The organism is Desulfovibrio legallii, from assembly GCF_004309735.1.
GTDB lineage: Bacteria > Desulfobacterota > Desulfovibrionia > Desulfovibrionales > Desulfovibrionaceae > Desulfovibrio > Desulfovibrio legallii.
In genome coordinates this window covers 30,668-55,642 of sequence record NZ_SIXC01000013.1, presented here as the reverse complement: position 1 = coordinate 55,642, position 24,975 = coordinate 30,668, and the positions used below count along the sequence as shown (strand labels likewise).

Below are 24,975 nucleotides of genomic sequence, written 5' to 3'. Positions count from 1 at the left end.
CATGAAACGTCTTCCCGCCCCACCAGCCGCACTGTCGGCCCTGCTGCTGGCCTTCTGCACGCTGTTCACGCCTCTGGCGGCACAGGCCCTGACCATTGCCAAGGGCGTGCCCTTTTACGCCCGCGACATGGAATACTACTACCGTGAGCAGCGGGCCGAAACCCTGCCCGGCATTTTGCGCACCTTTGACGCCCAGGGCGTGCTGGCCGACAGCCGCAAACAACTGGCCCTGGCCGCCTTTCTGGCCGAAGTGCTGCGCCGCGACCCTTCGGCCAGACCGCGCCTGCTGCCGCCCGCGCCCAGCCTGAGCCGCGACGGACGCCGCACCCTGGCCTGGGCTGCGCACCTGGCCCAACTGCCCGACGCTGACGCTCTGATCCAAAGCCTGCTGCAGCCCGACGACGCCCTGCTGCTCCGGCAGATCACTGCCAGCCCGGCCCCCTTGCTGCGCTGGAATCTCTATGCGGAAAAAACCGTGCTCCAGATGTACTGGACCGCCTACCTGGCCTCGGGCGACGCGGCCTATCTGGACCCTATCATCGCGGCGGCCCTGCGCTACGCCCGGCTCAACGCCGCAGGGCTGCAGAACGATCCGGACTTTTCCGTCAGCGCCGCCGCCGCGGCTTCCCTCTACGACATGGCCCCCCGGCATCCTGAGGTCGACGCCCGCGTGGCGCAGGCCCTGAACAGTCAATCCGGCCCGGAGGCCGCAACCCTGCGCACCATTCTGCGCCGCTGAGTGCATACCGCCATGACCAACCAGACCACCAACTACGGCGTGCTGTTCGACCACGGCCGCCACGCCCGCATCGGCCTGCCCGAAGCCGTTTTCTGCCAGGGCAAACCACGCGAGGCCGTGCTGGATCTGCTGCGCGACCGCGCCGCCGACCCCGCCCCCGTGCTGTTTACCCGGCTCGCCGCCGACGTTTTTGCCGCAGCGCCGGAAGACATCCGCGCCTGCTACAGGTATCATCCTCTGTCCCGCACGGCCTTTACCCGGCCCCTGCCCCCCAAAGCCCACGGCCGCGTAGCCCTGGTTTCCGCAGGCACGGCCGACGGCTCCGTGCTCTGGGAGGCCGCGCGCACCCTGGAGTATCTGGGCATAAACCACCAGGTCATAGAGGATAACGGCGTGGCCGGGCTCTGGCGCATCACTGCCAGCCTGCCGGACCTGGCCGCCGCCGACGCGGTCATCGTGGTTGCCGGTCTGGACGCGGCCCTGGCCTCGGTGGTAGGAGGCCTTACGCCGCGCCCCATCTTTGCGGTGCCCACTTCCGTGGGGTACGGCATGGCCCGTCAAGGGCATACGGCCCTGGCCGCCATGCTGGTAAGCTGCGCCCCAGGCGTGGGCGTCATGAATATTGACAACGGCTACGGCGCGGCCTGCGCCGCCGCAAGAATCATCAATCTTCTCAATGAAAAGGAAACCCCATGCCCCGGCAAACCCTGACGCCGCCCCACAGCGCGCCCAGCCACAATCCTGCGCCGCACTGCCACTCCGCCCCCTGCGCACATCCGGCGCCAGATACGCATCCGGCCCCCGACGCGCCTGCGCAACATCCCGCCAGCCTTACAGTCCTTACCGTACGGCCCGCTTCGGGCCTTTCCGGCGACATGCTGCTCAGCGGTCTGGCCGCCCTGCTGGACCTGGACGCCCCGGCCTTGGACGCCCTGACGGACGAACTGCGCCTGCCAGCCTTGCACGGCGTTTTGCGGCTGGAAGCGCGCCAGGTTAACGGCATCGCCGGTGTAGGCTGCCACATTGACCTGCCCCACGAGCACAGCCACCGCAGCCTGGCCGACATTCTGGCCCTGCTGGACGTCAGCGCCCTGCCCGCCGACGCCGCCACCCTGGCCAGGGAGGCCTTCACTGTTCTGGCTGCCGCCGAGGGCGCAGTGCACGGCAAAAGTCCGGAGCAGGTGACCTTTCACGAAGTGGGCGCACTGGACAGCATTCTGGACATCTGCCTCGCCTGCCGTCTGTTCACCCAGCTGGCCCCCCACCGCTTTGTCTGCAGCCCCCTGCCCCTGGCCGACGGCCTGGTCCGTTGCGCCCACGGCTGCCTGCCCACCCCGGCCCCGGCCGTGCTGCACATGCTGGAAGGCGTAGCCGTGCAGGGCTTTGCCGGGCAGGGCGAAACCGTCACCCCTACCGCCCTCTGCCTGCTCAAGGCCTTCAAGGCCGATTTCGGGCCCTGGCCTGCCATGACTGTGCGCAAAACCCGCATCAGCTACGGCGACAAAGTTTTTCCCCACGTGCCCAACGGCGCGCTCTGGGCCCTGGGCACGGCGCAATAAACGGACCAGGACACGGCCGCCCCCCCCGAGTCAGGAGGCGCGCCCCCGGTACCCCCTTTCTATTTACTATAGATACAGGTATGTCATGGATGCCGATCCCACCAAAGCCGCTGCCTTGCCCCACCGCCTGCGGAAAGTTTTCCGCAGTCTGCCCGCCTGCGCCATAGCCTTTTCCGGTGGGCTGGACAGTCGCTTTCTCTGCCACGCCGCCCTGCTCTGCGGCAGCCGCGTCCTGGCCCTGCACGCCCAGGGGCCGCACATTGCCGCGCAGGAAAGTGCGGAAGCGCAGGACTGGGCCCGTCGTCGCGGTCTGCCCCTGCGGCTTGTGCACTACAGCCCCCTGCCTCTGGCGGAGGTGGCCGCCAACAGCCGCGAGCGCTGCTACGCCTGCAAGCGCGGCCTCATGGCCGCCCTGCGGGCGACCCTGGCCCTCACGGGACAAGACGCGCCCTGCACGCTCTGCGACGGCACCAACGCCGACGACATGCGGGCCTTTCGCCCCGGACTGCGAGCCCTCAAAGAAGCCGGCGTGCGCTCCCCCCTGGCCGAGGCCGGGCTGACCAAGGACGACATCCGCCGTCTGGCCCGCCAGACCGGCCTGGACCGGCCGGACCAGCGCGCCCGGCCCTGCCTGCTGACCCGCCTGGCCTACGGCTTCGAACCGACCGAAGACCTGCTGCGCCGCCTGGCCGCCGCCGAAGCCGCCCTGGACGCCCTGCCCGCCCCGGCGGATGCGTCGGCCGCCGCCGACGCAGAACAAGGAGCCGCCCTGGGCGACTTTCGCCTGCGCGTCACGCCCGAACCGCTGCTCCAGGCCCAGCGCCTGCCCCCGGAACTGCGCCCGCAGGTGGAGGCCATCCTCGCCGCGCACGGCTTTGCCCCCTGCACCATCCGTCTGGATCAGGACATAAGCGGTTTTTACGACACGAAAAAGATTGTCTGAAGCCGTACGCTCCGGACTGAGCACGGGCGAAGACAACGCTGCCGTAACCGTGGTTACGCGTCCGAAGGGGCGCCCCTGGGGTGCGGGTTCACTTGGCAAAGGAATATGGTCAAAACTTTCTGCGGCTGGGGCTCAGCCCATAAGCGTCACCACGCCGGCGGCCAGCACGCGGCCTGCGGGGTCGTACACAGCGGCCACCTGGCCGGGAGCGGAGGGGAAAAGCGGTTCCGCCAGCGAAATGTGCAGGCCGCCGTCCGCAGCAACGCGCACCTGGGCCGAGGCAGGGCGCTGCCGGTAACGCAAGCGCACCAAAACCGCCTCCGGCCAGAACTCCGGAGGCAGCAGCAGGTTGGCCCGCGCCGTGCGGCACCAACGCATGCCCAGCAGGTGGCGGGGGCCCACCACCAGGGCGTTGGCGGCCCTGTCCTTGCGCAATACGTAGAGAGGTTCGCTGTAGGCAATGCCCAGGCCCTTGCGCTGGCCTTCGGTATAGCGCCAGAGGCCACGGTGCCGCCCGATTTCGCGCAGGCCGCCCTGGGCGTCGGCCAGCAGCACCGGGCCGGGTTCGGGCGCGTCCAGCCCGGCCGCGCGCCAGCGGCTTTCCAGAAAAGGCCTGTAGGCCTCGTTGCCAGCCCCTTTCTCCGGTGTGGGCACAAAGCAGATATCCTGACTTTCACCCGGCAGGGGCACTGTAAGCCCGGCTGCCGCCACCAGGGCGCGGGTGGTCGTTTTGTCCTGTCCGGCCAAAGGGAACTGCGCGCGGGCCAGGCGTTGCCGCGGCACCAGGCTCAAAAAATAACTCTGGTCCTTGGCGGCGTCCTGCGCCGTGGCCAGAAGCGGCAGCTCCGATCTGTCCGGGCCGGGAACCAGCCGGGCGTAGTGGCCTGTGGCCAGGCGGTCTGCACCCAGGGCCAGGGCCGCGTCCAGCAGCGCGCCGAACTTAATGGCGCGGTTGCAACGGGCGCAGGGGTTGGGCGTGCGCCCGGCGGCATAGGCGGCGGCAAAGGGCGTGAGCACCTCGCGCGCAAAGCCCTGGCGCAAATCAACCACATGCAGGGGCACGTCCAGGGCGGCACAGGCCCGGTACAGCCCCAGAGGCGCGTCTTCCGGCCCCTCGGGCAGAAAACGCCCGTGCAGGGCCAGCACCTTGTGCCCCGCGCGACGCAGCAAGAGCAGGGCGCACAGGCTGTCCACCCCGCCGCTCACGGCTACAGCCACGGTTTGCATTGTTTTTGCCGGATGCGCGTACATACTCTCACCAAAGGATCCCAATGCGGGGAAGGGCGTTACGCTAGAGCAGTTAGCGAATGAAATGAGCTAACTGCTCTGCAAGGATTTTCTTGAAAATCCTTGCCACGAAATGCGAGAAGGCAGGCTTTTGCCTGCCGTAAGCGAGCATTTCAAGTGTTACATGCTCTAAAAGCAGGGGAATCCGGGGCATGCCGTCAGCCTCTCCCCCAGCCCGGTTGGGCGGCGCAGGGCTCTCCGCAACCGCACCCGTTGTGCCGTGCCAACTGCCGGAGAAGAAGACCTTCGGAATACGGCAATCCATCAGTTTTTTATATTGCTCCGGAAGCGCACGGCTGCAGCATACAGAAACCGTCTCCCTCTCTGCACCAGGGCGGGGCCTGCCCTGAGCGTCGCCTGAAACAAGAAAAGATTTTTGAAGAAGGGAGGGCGTGGGGGGAAGGGAACTTTGGTGAACAAAAGTTCCCTTCCCCCCACAAAATCCCTTTACTCTTCCCCTACAAAATCTGGTTCAAAAACTGACGCAGGCGGGGGTGACGGGGGTGGGTGAAGAGGGTCTCCGGCTTGCCCATTTCCACAATCTGGCCCTGATCCATAAAAATAAGACGATCGGCCACGGTGCGGGCGAAGCCCATTTCGTGGGTGACGCAGATCATGGTCATGCCTTCTTCGGCCAGTTTGACCATAACGTCCAGCACTTCGCCCACCATTTCTGGGTCCAGAGCGGAAGTGGGTTCGTCAAAGAGCATGATGGCGGGCTGCATGGCCAGGGCGCGGGCAATGGCCACGCGCTGCTGCTGGCCGCCGGAGAGCATGGCGGGATAGACGTTGGCTTTATCGCTGATGCCCACTTTTTTGAGCAGGTTCAAAGCGCGGGCGTCGGCGTCCTCGCGGGAGAGTTTGCGCAGGATGATGGGCGCCAGGGTAAGGTTTTCCAGCACAGTTTTATGGGGAAAAAGATTAAACTGCTGAAAGACCATGCCCAGATTCTGGCGCATTTCGTTGATATTATTCGCGTCGCTCTGGATGTCCTTGCCCTGGACCATGATGCTGCCCTGGTCGATCTCTTCCAGGCGGTTGATGGAACGCAGCAGCGTGGACTTGCCGGAACCTGAGGGGCCGATGATGACCACGCGCTCGCCGGGGGCGATATCCAGGCTCACGTCCTGCAGGGCCGACAGTGCGCCGAAGTATTTCCAGACGTGGTCAATGGAAATGATGGGGGCTGCCGCGTCCGCTGCGGGGGTTGTGGCCGCAGGGGCGACGCCCTGGGGGGTGGCGTTACTTTCCGTCATAGTAGTTCAGCCTGGATTCCATGATGCTCACGGCTTTGGAGAGCACCAGAGTAATGATGAGGTAGAGCAGGGCCACCATAGTGTAGGTTTCAAAATACAGGTAGGTGGTGCCCACAAAGCTGCGGGCGCGCTGCATGATGTCCGGCACGGCCATGATGGAAACCAGGGAGGTATCCTTGAGCATGGCGATGCATTCGTTGCCCACGGGCGGCAAAATGGTGCGCATGGCCTGGGGCAGCACCACATGGCGCATGGTCTGGTAGCGGTTGAAGCCCAGGGAGCGGGCGGCCTCGCTCTGGCCTTTGTTGATGGCCGTGATGCCGGCGCGGAAGACCTCGCCCATGTAGGCCCCATAACAAAAACTGATGGCCACCACCGCGGAGGTGATGCCGCTTACCTGCACAAAACGCGACATGGCATAGTAGATGTAAAAAATCTGCACCAGCAGGGGAATGCCGCGAATAACCTCCACATAGGTGGAAGCCACGAGGTTGATGAGACGGTTGTCCGAAATGCGGCCAAGCCCGGTGAGCAGGCCCAGGGGCACGGCACAGCAGATGGAGAGCAGCGTGATTTTAAAGGTGATCAGCACGCCGTCCGGCAGGTAGAGCAGGATGCGCAGGTAGGGTTCCGGCCAGAGCAGACACAGGCTGCCAAGGGTGATCAGCGCGCCGGCCAGGGCCAGGGACCAGGCGTTGATAAGCCGCCATTCGCGCGGATCGGGGATGGAGGCCCCGTCCGTAACCATAATAATGTTGCCCTTGCTGCCGTCTTTTTTATCCTGCATATCGGTCTCTTATAGGCAATGGGATGGCGGACGTCCGGGAGACCCCGGACGTCCGCAGGGAGCTGTTGCAACGGAGCGGCGGACTAGCGGTCCACGCCCATCCATTTGTCCAGCAGGCGGGCTTCTTCGCCCGATGCCCGCACAGCCTTGATGCCCTTGTTGAGCTTGTCCACCAGGTCCTTGCGGCCTTTGCGCACGGTAAAACCGTAGTATTCCTTTTCGGCCGTTTTGAAGGAGAGGTTGAGCTTGCCGGCGGTGTCCGGCTTTTTGTTGGCGTAATAGAGGGCCACGGGGTCGTCGCAGATGACGGCGTCCAGGCGACCGCCCAGCATGTCCTGAATGGCCAGGCCCACGTCGTCGTATTCCTTGAGGTCTACGGCCACGCCGGATTTACGGATGACGAAGACGCCGGTGGTGCCGATCTGGCCGCCCACCTTCTTGCCTTTGAGGTCGGCCAGGCTCTTGATGCTCTTGCCTGCGGGCAGCACCACGGCCTGGGCCACTTCATAGTAAGGGTCGGAAAAATCGAACTGCTTTTTGCGTTCTTCAGTAATGGTGGTGGCCGCCGCCACGATGTCGTACTGGCCTGTGGCCACGCCGCCGAAGATGCCGTCCCAGGCGATGTTGCGCACGTCCACGGTAAAGCCCGCGGCCTTGGCCACGGCCTTGATGTAGTCTACGTCAAAACCCGTGGGCTGTTTGTTTTCGTCCAGCAGTTCCATGGGGGGCCAGGTGCAGTCGGTGGCAACCACATAGTGTTCGGCGGCGCGGGCGGGCGCGCAGAGCAGCAGCAGCGCCAGCAGGGCCAGGGTCAAATGACGGCTCATGCGATCTCCTTACAAAGGCTTGCGGGGCGTCCGGCGTGCAGGGCCGGACGCCCCGCGTCCGTTAGTTGGTTGTGCCCATCCACTTTTGGACAAGCTTTTTGTCCAGACCAGAGGCTTTAACAGCCTGAATGCCCTTGTTGAGCTTTTCCAGCAGGTCTTTGCGGCCCTTGCGCACGGTAAAGCCGTAGTATTCCTTCTCGGCGGCCTTGAAGGAGATGTTCAGCTTGCCGGCGGTGTCGGCCTTTTTATTCACATAGTACATGGCCACGGGGTCGTCGCAGATGACGGCGTCAATGCGGCCGCCCAGCAGATCCTGAATGGCCAGGCCCACGTCGTCGTATTCCTTGATTTCCGCGCCCACCTTGGCGTTGCGCATAACGAAGATGCCGGTGGTAGCGATCTGACCGCCCACCTTCTTGCCCTTGAGGTCGGCCAGGCTCTTGATGCTCTTGCCCGCGGGCAGCACCACGGCCTGGACCACTTCATAATAAGGGTCGGAAAAATCGAACTGCTTTTTGCGTTCTTCGGTGATGGTCACAGACGAGGCCACGATGTCGTACTGGCCCGTGGCCACGCCGCCGAAGATGCCGTCCCAGGCGATGTTGCGCACTTCCACCTCAAAACCGGCGGCCTTGGCGGCGGCGCGGATGTAGTCGGTGGAGAAGCCTTCGGGCTTTTTGTCGGCGCTCAGCATTTCCATGGGGGGCCAGGTGCAGTCGCTGGCCACAATGTACTTGTCGGCGGCCAGGGCCTGACCGCAGCACAGGGTCAGCGCCAGCAGAGCGAGAGTGATTCGGCGAAACATGGAACCTCCTTGACAATGGGGTTGGTGGGTTCAATGGCCGGGGCGGGCCAACCGCGCCCGAAACCGCACGCGCGGGCATGCTGCCGGGCGGCGGCGCAAACCGTGCGCAAAGCTCTCCTGCTGGCGCCTGTGGGGGACGCCGTCGCCTCTGGCGTGGCCCGCAATGGCCCGTAACAGCGACGGCCCGTCCTGCGGAACCGGGGGTTTTTGCCAACGCGGCTGCGTCAGGCCGCCGCGCTGGCCACTCCGGCACGGCCCCCGCAGGCGGGCAACCAACCAGAAAAGAACGTGGTTCTATGTAGCTTCGGGCGCGGGTCGCGTCAAGGGCAACCCCCACCCAAACCCATTACTACCAACGGTTGCCGGGGGCGGGGTCCGTATCGTCCTCAGCGCCTTCCGGCCCGTCCGCTCCCCCTTCCTCCACGTCCGTCACGGACGGATGCGACGGGGAGGGCAACGGGCGCTGCTGGGGTTCGTTTTCTGCATCGTCCGGCCGCTCATCACGCAGGGCCTGCTGCAGAAACCAGTCTTCACGGATGCGCCAGGAGGCCGCCGCCGTATAGGCCGGCGAAGAATAGCCCACAGAAAGCACCAGGGTGCGGCGGGCGTGCTCCTGCAAACGGATGAGCAGGGGCGTGAAATCGGCGTCGCCGGAAAGAATGATGAATTCGTCAAAATGGGTGGTATGCGAGAGGTCGTCCATACAATCCATGACCAGGTGGATGTCCGTGCTGGTCTTGCCGCGCGAGGTCAGCGGCGGACAGTCCACCACCTGAAAAGCGCTGCGGATGAAGGGATTGCGGAATTCCTGATAGCGTTGCGGATTGAGGTAGCACATGCGTTTGAGAATGCGCCTGCGCACCCCCTCGCCGTACAGAATGCGCAGGGCGTGGTTCTCGATCCAGCGCACCCAGCGGTAGGGGGCGGATCCAAAAGACCGGGCGGCTTCTGGGTCAATTTCAAGAAACCTGGTATAAATGTTGTCAAAATCCACATACAGTGCGCTGAGCACTTCATCAAAACCAGTAAAACGTGCCATAGTATCCTCTACAAAATAAAAGTCGAAGCCAAGAAAAGAAGTATATTTTCTGTGCCGCGTCAAGGCAAGATTTTTGCGGGGCCCAGCCTTCTTTTCAATTGTGCCCCAACTTGATACGGTGCCTTCCGCACGGAAGCGCCACCGTACGGCGCAAAAGACGGGCCACCTTCATGAAAACTGCGCCGGGAGCGTGTATGGAAGCAACAGAACACAACGGTAGTCCAGCGGGTCGCCTTGCAGCGGCCCGGACCGCCCTGGCCCAGGGCGCGCAGCGCCTGTGCAGCCTGACGGCCTCGGTCTGGCGCGACCCTTCTGGTCAGGCTCCGTGGATCTGCCTGTTCTGGTCCTTCTGGTTTTCTCTGGCCACCTTTCCCATGGGCTACGGCCTGCGTGAGGTCACGCCCCTGGTCTGCCTGGTCTTTCTTCTCCTTTACTACCGCCGCGCCTGGCGGCAAAGCGTGCTCTGCCGCCTGCCCGTGCGTCCGCTGTTTTACTGCCTGGGCGGCATGATCCTCATAGGCGTGTTTTTTTCCGAAGACGTGTGGACTTCCCTGCTCCACGCGGGCACGGGCATCAACAAAGGCTTTATCCTGCCCTTTATCGCCATGGAATGCGTGCGGGACGAAAAAGATCTGCGCCGTCTGGTCTGGGCCTGCGTGCTGGCCTGCTTCTGGCAGGGTCTGGACGGCCTGTGGCAGGCCTGCACGGGCTACGACTTCATCATGGGCTATCAGCCCAACGCCGGGCGGCTCACGGGCAGCCTGGGCGACTACACCGTGGGCAACTACATTGCCCTGGCCCTGGTGCCGGCCTGCGCCCTCTGGTTTCTGCTGCGCCGGGCTCTCCCGCCTGCGGCTGCGGTTTTTTTGTGGGCGGCATCGCTCTGGCCGGCTTTTTTTCTGCTGGTGGGCGCGGCCAGCCGCAGCGGGGCCCTGGCCCTGGCGGCCGCCGTGGCCCTCTGGTTTGTGCTGGCCTGGCCCGACGGTCGCCGCCTCAAGCCCGCCCTCTGCGCCCTGACCCTGCTGCTGGCCGTGCTGGCCCTGCAAGGCCGGGCTCAGGTGGACGCCGTGGTGGAAGATGGCCGCTGGAGTCTCTGGGAACTGGGCTGGCGCGTCTTTATGCAGCACCCCTGGCTGGGCAACGGCGCGGGCACTTATAATGAAGCCTTCCGCGCTCTGGGCCTCGCTCCGGAAAAAGACCTCATCACCATCAGCCATCCTCACAACCTGTATCTGGATATCCTCTACGCTCACGGCCTGGTGGGCTTTGCCCTGGGCATGACCGCCCTGCTGGGCTTTCTGTGGTGGGGCTATGCGCGCATCCGCCCGCGGCTGGCCGCGGAACGGGCCGCCGGCTACGGCAGCGTCTACTGGCGGCTGACGGCCTGGTTCTGGCTGGGCTATGCCGCCTGGTTCGCCAACGGCCTTTTCGGCCACGATTTTTACCGCATCTGGTGGCTGGCTCTGGCCATGAGCCATCTGGGCGTCATGTTGGGGGCCGTGTGCAACGGGCCGGAACCGGCCTGCCCGGCGCGCGCCGGACACGGCGCCGCACAGGCTCCCGCCCCGGCGGGGACGCAGGGTTAGGCCTCGTCCTCGTCAAACTCGTTCGGGGCGGGCGGCAAGGGGGCGTTGCGCTCTGCGGCGCGGGCGCGCAGCAGCTCCAGGGCGGCGTCCCTGGTCAGGATGCGCCCCTGACAGCGCGGATTTTGCAGACGGTTTTCCGGGCAGTAGCCCAGCTGCACGCAGCTGGGGCCCGCCCCCACAAACAAATCGGGCGCGGCCTTGCGGCAGAGCCGCAGCATCTGCCAGGCCAGATGGCGGATCTCGTGCTGGGCGTTGCGGCAACAGCGGATAGCGAACCAGTCCAGCAGGGCGTGCGCGTTCATGCCGATGATGGCCTTAAATTCCGTGGCCTGGGGCTTCAGATAACGCAGATCTTCTTCGGGCAGACCGGCGTCCAGTCCGGCCTCGTACCACTGGCGGGATAAATCGGCCAGATCACGCCCGCTGAGGGACGTTTCGCGCCCGTCCGGCAAGGTGACCCGCGCCGCAAAGTCCGCCACCCGGCGGGGATATACCACGCTGTAACTGCGCTTGCCGCCCAGCTCCGCCCGGCCGGATTTGATGAGGTAGGAGGCCAGCCGCTTGCGCACCAGCTGCACTTCGGTGACGCGCGAGTAGCCCTCCACGCCAAAAAGAAAAAAATCGAATTCCAACGCGGCGCGGTGGCCGGACTCCAGAATGTTCTGCACAATCTTGCGGGAATAGGGCGAGGCCGCAATATCGTCCATACTGCGCTCGCTGCGCACAAAACGGGCCGCTATGTCCGTGTAGATTTTGCCGCCGCCCGCCAGCAGCCTGACCTTGCCCTTGCCCGTATACTTTTCTTCCAGCATAGCTTCCGTCACCCGCGCCGCAGCGCTGTTGTTCCGTATGTGGTGCCGCGCGGCGTCCGCCCGCGGGGAAGGCGCAGTATAGGCCAAAGCCCTCTGGGCGGCAAGGCGTGCGCCCGCTGCAGGGGCATGCGCCTTGACAGCCGCTTGCCCCCCCGCCAGAATATTTTGTTACGGCGAAGGGGCGGCAAGGCAGGGTCTGTCGGCCGCCTGCCCGCGCACGCCGTCCCTCCACGGCGTGCTACGGCGACGGGGTGCGGGGCCCGTTGCGCCCAAACCTCAACGGAATCTGGAAACGAAATCTGAAGCAGTAAGGAGCAGGCATGAGCGATCAATCCACTTCCGGCGACAAACCGGACAGCAAGGGCTTTTTCGGCGCATACGGCGGCCAGTATGTGCCGGAGCCGGTCAAGGCGCGGCTGGACGAACTGAACCGCGCCATGGAGGCCGCCCAGGCCGATCCGGAATTCCAGCGGGAGCTGGACAGCCTTAACGAACACTTTGCGGGCCGCCCCAGCCCCGTGTTCCACTGCGCCAACCTGAGCCGCGAAGGCAAGGGCGCGCAGATCTGGCTTAAGCGCGAGGATCTGAACCACCTGGGCGCGCACAAAATCAACAATACCCTGGGCCAGTGCCTGCTGGCCAGGCGCATGGGCAAAAAGCGGGTCATCGCCGAAACGGGCGCGGGCCAGCACGGCGTGGCCACGGCGGCCAGCGCGGCCCTTATGGGGCTGGAGTGCACCATCTGCATGGGCGAAGTGGATATGGAGCGCCAGCACCTCAACGTGGTGCGCATGCAGATGCTGGGCGCGCGGGTGGTGGCGGCCAGAAGCGGCCAGCGCACCCTCAAGGAAGCCGTGGACGAAGCGCTGGAGCTCTGGGTCAACGACCCGGAGATGTTCTATGTGCTGGGCTCGGCCGTGGGGCCGCACCCGTATCCTTATATAGTGCGCGTCTTCCAGTCGGTTATCGGCCGGGAGGCCCGGGCCCAGATGCTGCGCGAGACGGGCCGCCTGCCCGACGCCTGCCTGGCCTGCGTGGGCGGCGGCTCCAACGCCATCGGGCTGTTCGCCGGATTTTTGCAGGACGCGGCAGTCAAACTCATCGGCGTGGAGCCCGGCGGGCGCGGCACAGGCTACGGCCAGCACGCGGCCTCCCTTTGCCTGGGCGAGCCGGGGGTGCTGCACGGCTTTAATTCTTATATGATCAAGGACGCCAAGGGCGAAGCCGGGGAGGTCTACTCCATCTCCGCAGGGCTGGACTATCCCTCGGTGGGGCCGGAGCACGCCCTGCTTAAGGATACGGGCCGCGCCAGTTATGTGAGCGTGACGGACCAGGAAGCCCTGGACGCCTTTTTCGCCCTCTCCCGCCACGAGGGCATCATCCCGGCGCTGGAATCCTCCCATGCTCTGGCCCAGGCCCTCAAAATGGCCCCCACCCTGCCGCCCGAGGCCATCCTGCTGGTCAACCTCTCCGGCCGGGGCGACAAGGATGTGGCCCAGGTGGCGGCCCTGGGCCGGGAAACGCCCCCGGCATAACGGCAAAGCTCCCCACCCAGGCGCGGTCTGCGGCCGGTTTTACCTTCCATGACCGCTGCAGGCCGCGTCACAAAAATGACACGGAAAAATTTTTATACCGTCGCATTCGCAAGCGCTAACGGGCCAATGACGGGCAAATGACGGGCAAATGCGGCAAAATTTTTCTATCATGGGCCCTTCGTCGTCCCTGTCTCCAAAAAAACTTTCTCTCTAGAAAGTATTTAATATAACGATTTTACGGATAAAAATACCAGGAGGAACCAAAAGGACCGCGAAGGGTAAAAATTTTTGCACGATTCCGCTTGCAAAGTGCACGGGCCTTGCATATATTCTCAACGAAGCGGGAAACCGCTCCACAGGCGTTTACAGTGAAACCATCGTCCCATGCGGGGCAAAAGAAAGGAAGGTTAACCATGAAAAAGATCGCTACTCTTCTGTTGGCGGCCGGCCTTGTGTTCGGCGCTGCCACGGGCGCCAGCGCCATCGACTTCAAGGCGAAGGGCCAGTGGATCATGAGCTTTGACTACGGCCAGAACGGCGGCTTCACCGGCGGCAACGGCCAGACCGGCTTTAATGGGGTCAAGGGCGGCCGCTACGCCAATGAAGACGAATTTGAGGCCAAGCAGCGCGTGCGCCTGCAGTTGGACGCCGTGGCCTCCGAAGCCCTGTCCGGCACCGTGTTCTTTGAAATCGGCGATCAGACCTGGGGCAAAAATAAACAGGGCGGCGCGCTGGGCGCTGACGGCCAGGTTGTGGAAGTGAAGAACGCCTACATCGACTGGATGGTGCCCCAGACTGACCTGAAGGTGCGCATGGGCATCCAGGGCCTGGCCCTGCCCAGCTTCACCACCAATGCCAGCAGCGTGCTGAACGACGACGTGGCCGCCGTGGTGGCCTCCTACCAGTTCAACGAGAACGTGGGCCTCTCCGCTTTCTGGGCGCGCCCCTACAACGACAACTTCTCCGACAAGGACTACCGTAACGGCACCCGCAACAACTACATGGACAATGTGGACCTTGTTGCCTTGCTGTTGCCCCTGACCTTTGACGGCGTGAAGGTGACCCCCTGGGCCATGTACGCCGGCATCGGCCCCAACGCCTTCCGCACCAGCGACGGCAACTTCGCCGACCCCACCAGCAGCACCAGCAGCTCAACCTACGGCAACGCCTATCGGAACCTCGCTTCTGGCATGCTGCCCGTGGGCGGCGCGCTCCACAAGGACGGCACGCCTGACGGCAAGGGCCTGTTTGAATACGGCAACGCCATCTGGGCGGGCGTGACCGGCGACGTGACCATGTTTGATCCCTTCCGCATCGCGTGGGATTTCAACTACGGCTCCGTGACCTATGACGACAGCCGCCTGAACCGCGCCGGCTGGCTGGCCTCTCTGCTCTTTGAATACAAGCTGGATTGGGGCGTTCCCGGCCTGTACGGCTGGTACGGCTCCGGCGACGACAACAACCCGGCCAACGGTTCCGAGCGCATGCCTACCCTGCACGCCAACGGCAACAACGAGTTCTCCAACTTCGCCCTCAACGGCAACCCCTATATCGCCCGTGAAGCCATCCTGAGCGACTCCATGACCGGCACCTGGGGCATCGGCGTGCGCGTCAAGGACGTGAGCTTCGTGGAGAACCTGAAGCACACCCTGCGCTTGAACGTCATGGGTGGCACCAACAGCACCACCATGGCCAAGCGGTATCTGCGCAGCAGCGCCAGCAGCCGCGCAGATGTCTATGACGGCGCCAATGCCTACGGCGTGGGTATGGATCCCCTGTACCTGACCACCAACGACACCGCCATGGAAGTGGGCCTGACCAACAGCTACAAGATGTACGAAAACTTCACCGTCTTCCTGGACGCCGCGTACATCGCCACCTGGCTGGATCAGTCCGACTCCGTGTGGGGCGACAGCAAGCTGAACGGCAAGAGCGATCAGGTGCGTGACCCCTGGAACGTGAACCTGAGCTTCGTGTACTCCTTCTAAGAGCGCACGCGCTTACAGAGCCTATAAGGGGGAAGCCGCAAGGCTTCCCCCTTTGCGTCCCTCGCCATTTCCTCCCCCAGCCCGCCGCCCATGCAGAAGCCCGACCCCGCCAGCATCCCCACGGCCCCCGGCGTGTACCTGTACAAGGACGCGCGCGGCCGCGTCATCTATGTGGGCAAGGCCCGCGTGCTGCGCCGCCGGGTGCTTTCCTATTTCCGGCCCGATGGCCTGCCCGCCAAAACCCTGGCCATGCTCTCCCACGCCGCCACACTGGATTACCTCACCACCACCACGGAAAAAGAGGCCCTCCTGCTGGAGGCCAGCCTGATCAAAAAGCACCGACCCCACTACAACATCGTGCTGCGCGACGACAAGCAGTACGTGCTTTTTCGCTGCAACCTGCGCCACCCCTTTCCCCGGCTGGAAATTGTCCGCCAGGCCCGGCGGGACGGCGCGCGCTACTTCGGCCCCTTCACTTCCGCCCTGGCCGCGCGCGAAACCTGGAAGCTGCTGCACCGCGCCTTTGCCCTGCGCCGCTGCACGGACAAGGCCATGAAAAACCGGGTGCGCCCCTGCCTTTACCACTTCATGGGCCAGTGCCCGGCCCCCTGCATGGGCCTGGTGACCCCGCAGGAATACAACGCCCGCGTGCGCCAAGTCTGCGATCTGCTGGAAGGCCGCTCCGCTGAGCTGCTGCGCCGGCTGCAGGCGGGCATGGAACAAGCCGCCGAAGCCCTGGAATTTGAACGCGCCGCCCTGCTCCGCGACCAGATCCGCGCCGTGGAGCGCACGGTGGAGCGGCAGGCCGCCGTGCTGCCCGGCGGCGGCGACATGGACGCCCTGGGCCTAGCCCCGGGCGAGCGCGGCCTGGCCCTGGGCCTGGTCTTTGTGCGCAACGGGGCCGTGACCGACGGCCGGGCCTTCTACTGGCCGGGCCTGAGCTTTGAGGACGCCCCGGAACTGCTCTGGTCCTTCCTCTCTCAGTACTACAACCAGGTCACGCCGCCGCCGCGCGTGCTGCTGCCCTGGCTGCCGCCGGATCTGGAAGCGGACCCCGCAACTGCCCCACACAACGCGGAGCCCCCCACCGTTGCGCTCCCGGATGCCCCCCCAGATTCCGCGCCGGACGCCGCGCTGAATGTCGCCCCAGACGCCGCGCCGGACGCTGGGCCGCAGCCCATGCCCGCCCAGCAGGCACCTTCCAGGGAGGACCACGCCGCGGCTCCCACTACCCCCAACGCAGTCCCCGCATCCGCAACTGCCCCCACTGCCGCGGCGGCCGCAGTTTCCGCCACCCCCGCCGCCCGCGCGGCCTGCAGCGAACGCGAGCTGCTGGAGCAGACTCTGAGCGACCGCCGCAACGGCCCCGTACGCCTGGTGGCCCCGCAAAACGCCGGGGACAACCGCCTGGTGGATCTGGCCCAGGGCAACGCCCGGGAGGAGGCCCACCGTCAGGAACGCGGCGGCGCGCAGGATATCCTTGCCCGCCTGGGCGCGGCCCTGCACCTGCCCGGCCCGCCCCGCCGCCTGGAATGCGTGGACGTCTCCCACACCGGCGGCAAACAAACCCGCGTGGGCCTGGTGGTCTTTGAGGACGGCCGCCCCGAACGCGGCCAGTACCGCAACTACGCCATGCCCGACAGCGGGGACGACTACGCCACCCTCCACGCCTGGGTGGCCCGCCGCCTGGAAAGCGGCCCGCCCTGGCCCGATCTGCTGCTTATCGACGGCGGCCGCGGCCAGCTCCATACCGTGCAGCGCGCCCTGCGCGAAGCCGGGCGCGCTGCCCTCTTCCCCCTGGCGGCCATCGCCAAGGCCCGCGACGACGCCGGCCACGCTGACCGCCGCGCCGGCAACATTGCCGACCGCATCTTTACCCCAGAGCGTGTCAACCCCCTGCCCCTGCGCGAAGGCAGCCCGGAGCTCCTCTTCCTGCAAAACGTGCGCGATACGGCCCACCGCTTCGTCATCGGCCGCCACCGCCGCGCCCGGCGCGGCGCGGCCCTCTCCGGTGAGCTCATGCGCCTGCCCGGCATCGGCCCCGCCACCGCCCGCCTGCTCTGGGACCACTTCGGCAGCGTGGAAGCCATGCGCGCCGCCTCCCTGGATGACCTGCGCCGCCTGCCTGGCATCGGCCCCGCCAAAGCCGCTTTGCTCCTGCAAAAGCTGGCGGCATTGCAATAGATTGGGGGGAAACGTTTTGTGGGGGGAAGGGAACTTTTGTGAACAAAAGTTCCCTTCCCCCCACACCCCCYATCCTTCAAAAAACGTTATTTCCTCACAGAACCGCGCGGGGCGTACCCTGGCCGAAAAAAAGRCTGGCCGTTTTTGTCATTGCGGCCAGCGTTGCCGCGCTCCCCATCAAATGCAGACCGGCCGCAGCGCTCCGCCAGGTTCTCTCCGGGAGTTGCGCGCGGCATACAGGGTTGCGCCGAACATGGCCGGGTTGACGCCCTAGAGTAGTTAGCGAATGAAATGAGCTAACTGCTCTGCAAGGATTTTCTTGAAAATCCTTGCCACGAAATGCGAAAAGGCAGGCTTTTGCCTGCCGTAATCGAGCATTTCAAGTGTTAAATGTTCTATTCGCCGAGATATATCTCCAGCAGTCCTTCGGGCGGATCAATAGTCACGGCAGGGATGTGGGGGCTCAGCTGCAGAATGTATTCGGGTCGGGCGGGAAAGAGCACTTCGCGGTCATCGTCGGTGCGGATGGACCAGACTTCCTGACCGGCGGGAAACTCCACATGATCCAGGCGGCCCAGACGGCCGCCGTCAGGCAGAAACACGGCGCAGCCCAGCAGGTCGTGCAGATAGACTTCGTCCGGGTCTGGGGGGGGCAAATCTTCGCGCCGCACCAGAAGTGCCGCACCACGCAGAGCCTCGGCCGCAGTACGGTTGTCCACGCCTTCCAGAACGAGCAAAGGCCGTCCCTTGTGGCTGCGCACGGCCAAAGGGCGCACGCGCCGGGGCGGAGCTGCGCCCTGCCGCAGCCAGAGGGGGGTATGCAAAAGCAAGGGGGAGTCCGCATGCCAGTCGATGCAGAGCTCCCCTTTGATGCCGTGGGGCCGCGCAAGCGTGCCCATTTCAATCCAGGATGCGGCCATAGATGGTCTTATTCCAGAATTTCCAGCACCGTCCGCTTCTTGCACTTGGTGGAGGCCGCGCTCAGGATAGTGCGCATGGCGCGGGCCGTGCGTCCCTGTTTGCCGATAACCTTGCCCAGGTCTTCCTTGGCCACCTTCAGTTCCAGCACCGTGGTCTGCTCTCCTTCCACTTCGTTGACCTGCACCTCTTCGGGATGGTCCACCAGGGACCGGGCGATGTATTGGATGAGCTCTTTCATGGGGTTTCCTCCCAAAGGGGCCTGGGCCTGAAGGGCCGGGCAGCCGCAGCGCGCCTGGCCGGACAAAATGGCGTCTGTCGCCGGGGCGCTGCCGCGCCACAAGACCTGCGCCGCAAGGAATGCGGCGTAACGCGAAGCGGCGTCAATGCAGCCGAAAAGCAAAGCTCTCAGCTGCACAAACCTTTGAAACGCGCGGCGTTTCAGGGCGCTCCGCGCTTAAGGCCGGTGCAATCAGGCCATGTATTTTTTGATGAGGGCGCGCACGGTGTCCGTGGGTTCCGCGCCCCGGGCCAGCCATTCCTTGATCTGGTCCGCTTCCAGCTTCACGTCCACGGGGTTGGTCATGGGGTTGTAGTAGCCAAGAAAAGCCAAAGGACGGCCATCACGGCGGGTTTCGTCCGTGGCGGCCACAACCCGGTAAAAGGGGTGCTTCTTGCTGCCGAGGCGGGTCAATTTCAACTTTACAGCCATTGCGTCAAACTCCCTTGCTGGTAGTATGTTAGCGTTGCGTCCGGGAAAGGGCAAGGGCGAAATGGCCCGGCGCATACAGGATGTCTGCCGCTCGCGGCGGCGCCCTTGCCGTGGAAAACTGCGTCTATTTCTTTTTGCGCTTGGGGCGTTCTTTTTTCTTGCGCTTTTTTGCGGACTTGCCAGAGCCGGAGCGCCCGGCGGACAGGCCTTCCATACCGGGCATACCCGGCATGCCGCCCATGCCCGGCATCCCCATGCCGGAGGGCATGCCGCCCATGCCCGCGGGCAGATTCAGGCCCGGAGGCATGCCGCGCATGCGGGGCATACGTGGCATGGCGGCCTTTTTGCCGCCCTTGCCGCCGCCCAGCATACCCTGCATCATCTTGCGCATCTGCTCAAACTGGCGCACCAGCTGGTTGACCTGGGCCACCGTGACGCCCGCGCCCTTGGCGATGCGCGCCCTGCGGCTGCCGTTGAGCAGATCGGGGTTGCGGCGCTCGGCCATGGTCATGGAGCTGATAATGGCCTCAGTGCGGGCCAGCTCTTTTTCCGGCACGGCCCCGCCCGCCTGGGCCAGCTTTTCGCGCAGGCCGCCCAAACCGGGAATGAGCTTGAGGATGCTGTCCAGCGAACCCAGTTTTTTGATGCGGCGCATCTGGGTGCGGAAATCTTCCAGATCAAAGCTGGCCTTTTGCATTTTGCGGGCCAACTCTTCAGCTTCCTCGGCGTTGATGGCGCCCTGCGCTTTTTCCACCAGGGTGAGCACGTCGCCCATGCCCAGGATGCGCCCGGCGATGCGGTCGGGGTGGAAAACTTCCATCTCCGAGAGCTTTTCGCCCATGCCCACAAACTTGACCGGCGCGCCCGTCACCGCGCGGATGGAAAGGGCCGCGCCGCCGCGCGCGTCGCCGTCCATCTTGGTCAGCACCACGCCGGTGACGCCCAGCCGATCATTAAAACTCTGGGCCACGGTCACGGCGTCCTGACCGGTCATGGCATCGGCCACAAACAAAATTTCCTGCGGCTCCACCGCCGCCTTGATGGCCGCCAGCTCCTGCATCAGGGGCTCGTCCACGTGCAGGCGGCCCGCCGTATCCAGCAGCACTACGGTGGCCTGCTGCTCCCGCGCGGCCGCCACGGCCTGCCTGGCGATGTCCACGGGGTTCATATCCGTGGTGGAGGGGTAGCAGGGCATATCCAGCTGCCTGGCCAGCACGGTAAGCTGGTCAATGGCCGCCGGACGGTAAACGTCCGCCGGGACCAGATAGGGGCGCATTTTCTGCTTGCGCAGCAGATTGGCGATCTTGCCCGCCGAAGTGGTCTTGCCCGAACCCTGCAGGCCCACCAGCATGATCACGGCGGGCTCCCGCCCCTGCAGCTGCAGACCGGCGGTTTCGCCACCCAGCAGAGCCACCAGCGCATCGTGGACAATCTTGACCACCTGCTGCGCCGGGCTCACGCCTTTGAGCACTTCCTGGCCCAGGCATTTTTCGCGCACGTTTTCCACAAAGTCTTTGACGACCTTGAAGTTGACGTCCGCCTCCAGGAGGGCCAGCCGCACCTCGCGCAGGCCGGCCTGCACGTTTTCTTCGGTCAGCCGCCCCTGCCCGCGAAAGTCGCGGAACACCCCGGAAAGTCTGTCGGAAAGGCTCTCAAACATAGTTACCTCTGCGCCGCGCCCCCAGAGGGGCGAAGTGGTGATTCATAGGCTGTTTGCGCGCCCGCGTCAAGTACGACCGCCACAGTTCGCGTCCGGAGTCTGCCGCGCGGGCTCGCGCCGCAGTGGCGCGCCTTGCGCTGCTCCGGTTTGCAGGGCGCCGCTGCCCGGCGTGGGGCGGCTTTGCGCGCGGCTTTGCCACATTGACATACGCCCCGCAAGGGGATACCCTATCTGTCTATATTTTGATTAGTTATTACAGACCATTACGAGGCAGTCATGTTCACCAATCGCGGCAAGGCCCTGACCTTTGACGATATTTTGCTCATCCCCGGCTTTTCGGACATTACCCCGGACGCCGTGGACATCACCACATGGCTCACGCCATCCATCCCCCTGCGCATTCCCCTGCTTTCCGCCGCCATGGATACCGTCACCGAGGCGGCCATGGCCATTTCCATGGCGCGCATGGGCGGCATCGGCATCATCCATAAGAATATGCCCGTGTCCCGCCAGCGGCTGGAGGTGGAAAAAGTCAAGAAGAGCGAAAGCGGCATGATCCTCGACCCTGTGACCATCTCGCCCAACAACACGGTGCAGGAAGCCCTGGACCTCATGTCGGACTTTCGCGTTTCCGGCCTGCCCGTGGTGGAGGGCGACCGCCTGGTGGGCATCCTTACCAACCGCGACGTGCGCTTTGTGGAGGACGCCCAGGCCGTACGCGTGGCCGAGGTCATGACCAGCGAAAATCTGGTCACCGTGCCCATGGGCACCTCACTGGAGGAATCCAAACGCCACCTGCACGAGCACCGCATCGAAAAACTCCTGGTAGTGGACGAAGGCGGCCGCCTGCGCGGCCTCATCACCATGAAGGACATTGACAAGGTGCAAAAATACCCCAATGCCTGCAAGGACGACAAGGGACGTCTGCGTGTGGGCGCGGCCATCGGCATCGGGCGGGACTGCGAGGCCCGCGCCGAACAGCTGCTGGAGGGCGGGGCCGACGTGCTCGTGCTGGATTCGGCCCACGGGCATTCGGTCAATGTGCTCAAGGCCATCCGGCAGGTCAAAAGCGCCTTCCCCACCTGCCAGCTGGTGGCCGGCAACGTGGCCACCTATGAAGGCGCCAAGGCCGTGCTGGAAGCCGGAGCGGACACCGTGAAGGTGGGCATCGGCCCCGGCTCCATCTGCACCACCCGCATTGTGGCCGGCGTGGGCGTGCCGCAGGTGACGGCCGTGATGGACGCCAGCCGCGCCGCGCGTGAAATGGGCCGCTGCTGCATTGCCGACGGCGGCATCAAATTTTCCGGCGACATTGTCAAGGCTCTGGTGGTGGGGGCGCATTCGGTGATGATCGGCTCGCTCTTTGCCGGTACGGAAGAAAGCCCCGGTGAAACCATCCTTTATCAGGGCCGCACCTACAAGATTTATCGCGGCATGGGCTCCATTGACGCCATGAAGGAAGGCAGCTCCGACCGCTACTTCCAGGAAAAGAGCAAAAAACTTGTGCCCGAAGGCATTGTGGGCCGCGTTCCTTACCGTGGCCCGGTCATGGAGGCCATCTACCAGCTCATGGGCGGCCTGCGTTCGGGCATGGGCTATGTGGGCGCGCACAACCTGCAGGAACTGCACGAAAATACCACCTTCTGCGAAATCTCCCCGGCCGGTCTGCGTGAAAGCCACGTCCACGACGTGGTCATCACCAAAGAGGCCCCCAACTACCGCATCGAAAACTAGGCCCGCGCCCCCTCCTGGCTGCAGCGAGGGGGCCGCGCAACCTTTTGCCGCTTTTCAGGGACGCAAACCATGCCCAGCAAGGTCATCATCATCGACTACGGCTCTCAGGTCACCCAGCTCATTGCCCGGCGCGTGCGCGAGGCGGGGGTGTATTCCGAAATCCACTCCTGCGTCACCAGCGCCGCGCAGGTGGCGGCCATGCGGCCCCAGGCCGTGATTCTTTCGGGCGGGCCAGCCAGCGTGGGCGAAGCAGACGCCCCGGCCCTGGACCCCGGTTTTCTGGACCTGGGCGTGCCCGTGCTGGGCATCTGCTACGGCATGCAGTTGCTGGCCAGGCATCTGGGCGGCGAGCTGGCCCAATCCCTGACCCGCGAATACGGCCCGGCCGAGCTCACCCTCACGGCCCCCTGCCCCCTGTGGGAAGGCGTGGCCTCCCCCACCAGGGTCTGGATGAGCCACGGCGACCGCGTGCTCACCCCGCCGCCGGGTTTTGCCGTCACCGGGCGCACCCCCACCCTGGACGTGGCCGCCATGGCCGATACGCAGCGCCGCATCTACGCCGTGCAATTCCATCCTGAAGTACACCACAGTGTGGACGGCGAACGCATGCTCCAGAACTTCCTGTTCAAGGTGGCGGGCATCACGCCGGACTGGACCATGTCCTCCTTTGTGACGCGTTGCGTGGCCGACATGGCCGCCCAGGTGGGCGACCGCCATGTGGTCTGCGCCCTTTCGGGCGGCATCGATTCTACGGTGGTGGCCGTGCTGCTGCACCGGGCCATCGGCAAACGCCTGCACTGCATCTTTGTGGATAACGGCCTGCTGCGCGAAGGCGAAGGTCAGGAAGTGGTGGACTGCCTCACTGAGCATTTCGACCTCAACCTCACTTTTGTACAGGCGCAGGAGCGTTTCCTCTCCCGTCTCAAGGGCGTGGACGACCCGGAGCAGAAGCGCAAAATCATCGGTCATACCTTTATTGAAATTTTTGATGAAGAGGCCAACAAACTGCCGCAAGTGGATTTTCTGGCCCAAGGCACGCTCTATCCCGACGTGATCGAGTCCGTCTCCCACAAGGGCCCCAGCGCGGTGATCAAAAGCCATCACAATGTGGGCGGCCTGCCCGACACCATGCAGCTCAAGCTCATCGAGCCCCTGCGCGAACTCTTTAAGGACGAAGTGCGCAAGGTGGCCGTGGAGCTGGGCCTGCCCGAAAGCGTGGTCTGGCGGCACCCCTTCCCCGGTCCGGGTCTGGCCATCCGTGTACTGGGCGAAGTGAGCCCGGAACGGCTGCACACCCTCCGTCAGGCGGACAAAATCGTGCAAGAGGAGCTGCGCGCCTCCGGCTGGTACCGCAAGGTCTGGCAGGGCTTTGCCGTGCTGCTGCCCCTGCGCACCGTGGGCGTCATGGGCGACGGCCGCACCTACGAGCACGTCATTGCCCTGCGCGTGGTGGACAGCGTGGACGCCATGACCGCAGACTGGGCCCGCCTGCCCCCAGAACTCATCGGGCGCATTTCCGGGCGCATCATCAATGAAGTCAAGGGCGTCAACCGCGTGGTCTACGACGTGTCCTCCAAGCCGCCCAGCACCATCGAATGGGAGTAAACCCATGTTCGGCATCGGCAGCACGGAACTACTGGTCATCCTGGTGGTGGCCCTCATTGTGCTCGGCCCCAAAAGCCTGGCCAATGTCTCGCGCACCCTGGGCAAGGCTATGGGCGAATTTCGCCGCGTTTCCACAGACTTTCAACGCACGCTCAACGCCGAGGCTGCGGCCGAGGAAGAGCAGCGACGGGTAAAAACCGCCAAGTCCCCCACCGCCACAGACGAAGCCGCCCCCGCCCCCCAACAGGCGGAAGGCGCGGCAAAGGCAAAACCGGCTGCAGCGGCGGCAGCGTCTGATGCCCCCGCAGAAGGAACAACTGCGGCGGAGACCGCAACCATTGACGTGACCCCTGCCCCGCCCGCACCGGCCGCGGCAGGCGCGCCCGAAACCGCCGGCGCGCCCACGCCCCCGCCGGGCAGCCCCCTGGCCGCCGCCCTGGCCAAGACCAGCGCTGCAGCCCAGGCAGCTACGTGCGGCAACGCTTCCGAAGCGCGCAAGGGAAGCGCCGACACTGGGAACGCCGGGGCCATGGACACGGTCAACGCGCCGGGCGGCCAGCCGCAAAACGGCGACGGCGGCAAGGTATGAGCGAAAGGCAGCCTTCTCCTCCCACAGTCGCGGACGCAACGGCTTCCGTAAGCGTTGCCGCCGAGGACGGCGCTGTGCAAGCAACGTCGGCAGTGGGCGCGACGACGGCCCCTCAGGCCGTTGCGCCCGCCACCACACCCGAACCGACGGCAGCAACGCCGGAAGCGGGCATACAGCCAGCAGCGCAAACGGCAGACCAGGCCCCCAGCGCCCCGCGCTTTGTCATCCCGGACTTTGTGGCCGCGGCCGCCGCCGCTGCGCCTCCCGCCGCAGACGCGGCGACGAACGCCGCACCGCAGGGCGCCCCCGAACCGCCGAAAATGGCTCAGGAGGCCGCACCCAAAACGGACGCCGCCGGTTCCGGGCAAGCGATTGCGACCACGCCCAACGCGCCCCTATCTGACGCGCCT

At 65.0% G+C, this 24,975-nt stretch carries 22 protein-coding genes; 11 read left to right on the top strand and 11 right to left on the bottom strand.

Annotated features, from left to right (window positions below; genetic code table 11):
- Position 1 precedes the first annotated feature (1 nt).
- The 4 genes from EB812_RS10065 (at position 2) to larE (ending at position 3,241) form a co-directional block, all read left to right on the top strand.
- Entirely contained in the window at positions 2–739 is a 738-nt protein-coding gene (locus EB812_RS10065; RefSeq protein ID WP_130958237.1) for a translation initiation factor 2, read from the top strand.
- Between the two features lie 12 nt (positions 740–751).
- Entirely contained in the window at positions 752–1,450 is a 699-nt protein-coding gene (larB, locus tag EB812_RS10060; protein WP_130958236.1) for a nickel pincer cofactor biosynthesis protein LarB, read from the top strand.
- A complete protein-coding gene (gene larC, locus EB812_RS10055; RefSeq protein WP_118229510.1) occupies positions 1,432–2,298 on the top strand; it encodes a nickel pincer cofactor biosynthesis protein LarC in 867 nt (288 codons plus the stop codon). The genes larB and larC overlap by 19 nt, the downstream gene beginning before the upstream one ends.
- Before the next feature lie 85 nt (positions 2,299–2,383).
- On the top strand, positions 2,384–3,241 hold the full coding sequence (larE, locus tag EB812_RS10050; protein ID WP_242621271.1) for an ATP-dependent sacrificial sulfur transferase LarE: 858 nt from the start codon (positions 2,384–2,386) through the stop codon (positions 3,239–3,241).
- A gap of 132 nt (positions 3,242–3,373) precedes the next feature.
- Here the strand turns inward: larE and mnmA are convergent, their stop codons facing one another.
- The 6 genes from mnmA to EB812_RS10020 all read right to left on the bottom strand — a co-directional run bounded on the left by mnmA (position 3,374) and on the right by EB812_RS10020 (position 9,242).
- Positions 3,374–4,468, bottom strand: coding sequence for a tRNA 2-thiouridine(34) synthase MnmA (mnmA, locus tag EB812_RS10045; RefSeq protein ID WP_118229509.1), 1,095 nt, complete (start codon positions 4,466–4,468; stop codon positions 3,374–3,376).
- A 518-nt stretch (positions 4,469–4,986) separates the two neighbouring features.
- Complete coding sequence (locus tag EB812_RS10040) at positions 4,987–5,784, bottom strand: amino acid ABC transporter ATP-binding protein (protein WP_118229507.1); 798 nt, start codon at positions 5,782–5,784, stop codon at positions 4,987–4,989.
- Entirely contained in the window at positions 5,771–6,571 is an 801-nt protein-coding gene (locus tag EB812_RS10035; protein ID WP_118229506.1) for an amino acid ABC transporter permease, read from the bottom strand. Before EB812_RS10035 ends, EB812_RS10040 begins: the two co-directional genes overlap by 14 nt.
- 83 nt (positions 6,572–6,654) lie before the next feature.
- Complete coding sequence (locus EB812_RS10030; RefSeq protein WP_130958235.1) at positions 6,655–7,398, bottom strand: basic amino acid ABC transporter substrate-binding protein; 744 nt, start codon at positions 7,396–7,398, stop codon at positions 6,655–6,657.
- 61 nt (positions 7,399–7,459) lie between these two features.
- On the bottom strand, positions 7,460–8,203 hold the full coding sequence (locus EB812_RS10025; RefSeq protein ID WP_118229504.1) for a basic amino acid ABC transporter substrate-binding protein: 744 nt from the start codon (positions 8,201–8,203) through the stop codon (positions 7,460–7,462).
- A 349-nt stretch (positions 8,204–8,552) separates the two neighbouring features.
- Complete coding sequence (locus tag EB812_RS10020) at positions 8,553–9,242, bottom strand: NYN domain-containing protein (protein WP_242621270.1); 690 nt, start codon at positions 9,240–9,242, stop codon at positions 8,553–8,555.
- A 194-nt stretch (positions 9,243–9,436) separates the two neighbouring features.
- Between EB812_RS10020 and EB812_RS10015 the strand changes: the two genes are divergently transcribed.
- Positions 9,437–10,828: an O-antigen ligase family protein gene (locus EB812_RS10015; protein ID WP_130958234.1), complete on the top strand. Its 1,392-nt coding sequence runs from the start codon at positions 9,437–9,439 to the stop codon at positions 10,826–10,828.
- Here the strand turns inward: EB812_RS10015 and thyX are convergent.
- Positions 10,825–11,640 carry an FAD-dependent thymidylate synthase gene (gene thyX / locus EB812_RS10010; protein WP_118229502.1) on the bottom strand — a complete coding sequence of 272 codons (816 nt, stop codon included), beginning with the start codon at positions 11,638–11,640 and terminating at the stop codon, positions 10,825–10,827. The two genes, EB812_RS10015 and thyX, sit on opposite strands and share 4 nt — an antisense overlap.
- 320 nt (positions 11,641–11,960) lie before the next feature.
- Here thyX and trpB point away from each other — a divergent pair, with 320 nt between their 5' ends.
- The 3 genes from trpB to uvrC all read left to right on the top strand — a co-directional run bounded on the left by trpB (position 11,961) and on the right by uvrC (position 17,347).
- Positions 11,961–13,175 carry a tryptophan synthase subunit beta gene (gene trpB / locus EB812_RS10005; RefSeq protein ID WP_130958233.1) on the top strand — a complete coding sequence of 405 codons (1,215 nt, stop codon included), beginning with the start codon at positions 11,961–11,963 and terminating at the stop codon, positions 13,173–13,175.
- 413 nt (positions 13,176–13,588) lie between these two features.
- Positions 13,589–15,163: an outer membrane homotrimeric porin gene (locus tag EB812_RS10000; protein WP_165450936.1), complete on the top strand. Its 1,575-nt coding sequence runs from the start codon at positions 13,589–13,591 to the stop codon at positions 15,161–15,163.
- A gap of 90 nt (positions 15,164–15,253) precedes the next feature.
- Positions 15,254–17,347, top strand: coding sequence for an excinuclease ABC subunit UvrC (gene uvrC, locus EB812_RS09995; protein WP_130958232.1), 2,094 nt, complete (start codon positions 15,254–15,256; stop codon positions 17,345–17,347).
- Between the two features lie 395 nt (positions 17,348–17,742).
- On the opposite strand, the gene rimM is transcribed toward uvrC, so the two are convergent.
- From rimM to ffh, 4 genes are all read right to left on the bottom strand, one after another.
- On the bottom strand, positions 17,743–18,267 hold the full coding sequence (gene rimM, locus EB812_RS09990) for a ribosome maturation factor RimM (protein WP_242621269.1): 525 nt from the start codon (positions 18,265–18,267) through the stop codon (positions 17,743–17,745).
- 8 nt (positions 18,268–18,275) lie between these two features.
- Positions 18,276–18,506: a KH domain-containing protein gene (locus EB812_RS09985; RefSeq protein ID WP_092154800.1), complete on the bottom strand. Its 231-nt coding sequence runs from the start codon at positions 18,504–18,506 to the stop codon at positions 18,276–18,278.
- A gap of 231 nt (positions 18,507–18,737) precedes the next feature.
- Entirely contained in the window at positions 18,738–18,977 is a 240-nt protein-coding gene (gene rpsP / locus EB812_RS09980; protein WP_118229499.1) for a 30S ribosomal protein S16, read from the bottom strand.
- Between the two features lie 124 nt (positions 18,978–19,101).
- Positions 19,102–20,637 (bottom strand): signal recognition particle protein, encoded by a 1,536-nt coding sequence (ffh, locus tag EB812_RS09975; protein WP_130958231.1) that lies wholly within the window; start codon positions 20,635–20,637, stop codon positions 19,102–19,104.
- A gap of 276 nt (positions 20,638–20,913) precedes the next feature.
- Between ffh and guaB the strand changes: the two genes are divergently transcribed.
- The 3 genes from guaB to tatB all read left to right on the top strand — a co-directional run bounded on the left by guaB (position 20,914) and on the right by tatB (position 24,565).
- Positions 20,914–22,371, top strand: coding sequence for an IMP dehydrogenase (gene guaB, locus EB812_RS09970; RefSeq protein WP_118229497.1), 1,458 nt, complete (start codon positions 20,914–20,916; stop codon positions 22,369–22,371).
- 69 nt (positions 22,372–22,440) lie between these two features.
- Entirely contained in the window at positions 22,441–23,976 is a 1,536-nt protein-coding gene (gene guaA / locus EB812_RS09965) for a glutamine-hydrolyzing GMP synthase (RefSeq protein ID WP_118229496.1), read from the top strand.
- A 4-nt stretch (positions 23,977–23,980) separates the two neighbouring features.
- Positions 23,981–24,565, top strand: a complete 585-nt coding sequence (gene tatB, locus EB812_RS09960) for a Sec-independent protein translocase protein TatB (RefSeq protein ID WP_118229495.1) — start codon at positions 23,981–23,983, stop codon at positions 24,563–24,565.
- Positions 24,566–24,975 lie beyond the last annotated feature (410 nt).

Coding starts and splice junctions, on each gene's coding strand:
- uvrC (WP_130958232.1), top strand. CDS start 15,254: ATGCAGAAGCCCGACCCCGCCAGCATCCCCACGGCCCCCGGCGTGTAC.
- EB812_RS10025 (WP_118229504.1), bottom strand. CDS start 8,203: ATGTTTCGCCGAATCACTCTCGCTCTGCTGGCGCTGACCCTGTGCTGC.
- rpsP (WP_118229499.1), bottom strand. CDS start 18,977: ATGGCTGTAAAGTTGAAATTGACCCGCCTCGGCAGCAAGAAGCACCCC.
- larC (WP_118229510.1), top strand. CDS start 1,432: ATGCCCCGGCAAACCCTGACGCCGCCCCACAGCGCGCCCAGCCACAAT.
- guaB (WP_118229497.1), top strand. CDS start 20,914: ATGTTCACCAATCGCGGCAAGGCCCTGACCTTTGACGATATTTTGCTC.
- EB812_RS10020 (WP_242621270.1), bottom strand. CDS start 9,242: ATGGCACGTTTTACTGGTTTTGATGAAGTGCTCAGCGCACTGTATGTG.
- EB812_RS10040 (WP_118229507.1), bottom strand. CDS start 5,784: ATGACGGAAAGTAACGCCACCCCCCAGGGCGTCGCCCCTGCGGCCACA.
- larB (WP_130958236.1), top strand. CDS start 752: ATGACCAACCAGACCACCAACTACGGCGTGCTGTTCGACCACGGCCGC.
- EB812_RS10035 (WP_118229506.1), bottom strand. CDS start 6,571: ATGCAGGATAAAAAAGACGGCAGCAAGGGCAACATTATTATGGTTACG.
- mnmA (WP_118229509.1), bottom strand. CDS start 4,468: ATGCAAACCGTGGCTGTAGCCGTGAGCGGCGGGGTGGACAGCCTGTGC.
- EB812_RS10015 (WP_130958234.1), top strand. CDS start 9,437: ATGGAAGCAACAGAACACAACGGTAGTCCAGCGGGTCGCCTTGCAGCG.
- guaA (WP_118229496.1), top strand. CDS start 22,441: ATGCCCAGCAAGGTCATCATCATCGACTACGGCTCTCAGGTCACCCAG.
- trpB (WP_130958233.1), top strand. CDS start 11,961: ATGAGCGATCAATCCACTTCCGGCGACAAACCGGACAGCAAGGGCTTT.
- EB812_RS10030 (WP_130958235.1), bottom strand. CDS start 7,398: ATGAGCCGTCATTTGACCCTGGCCCTGCTGGCGCTGCTGCTGCTCTGC.
- tatB (WP_118229495.1), top strand. CDS start 23,981: ATGTTCGGCATCGGCAGCACGGAACTACTGGTCATCCTGGTGGTGGCC.
- EB812_RS10065 (WP_130958237.1), top strand. CDS start 2: ATGAAACGTCTTCCCGCCCCACCAGCCGCACTGTCGGCCCTGCTGCTG.
- larE (WP_242621271.1), top strand. CDS start 2,384: ATGGATGCCGATCCCACCAAAGCCGCTGCCTTGCCCCACCGCCTGCGG.
- EB812_RS09985 (WP_092154800.1), bottom strand. CDS start 18,506: ATGAAAGAGCTCATCCAATACATCGCCCGGTCCCTGGTGGACCATCCC.
- thyX (WP_118229502.1), bottom strand. CDS start 11,640: ATGCTGGAAGAAAAGTATACGGGCAAGGGCAAGGTCAGGCTGCTGGCG.
- ffh (WP_130958231.1), bottom strand. CDS start 20,637: ATGTTTGAGAGCCTTTCCGACAGACTTTCCGGGGTGTTCCGCGACTTT.
- EB812_RS10000 (WP_165450936.1), top strand. CDS start 13,589: ATGAAAAAGATCGCTACTCTTCTGTTGGCGGCCGGCCTTGTGTTCGGC.
- rimM (WP_242621269.1), bottom strand. CDS start 18,267: ATGGCCGCATCCTGGATTGAAATGGGCACGCTTGCGCGGCCCCACGGC.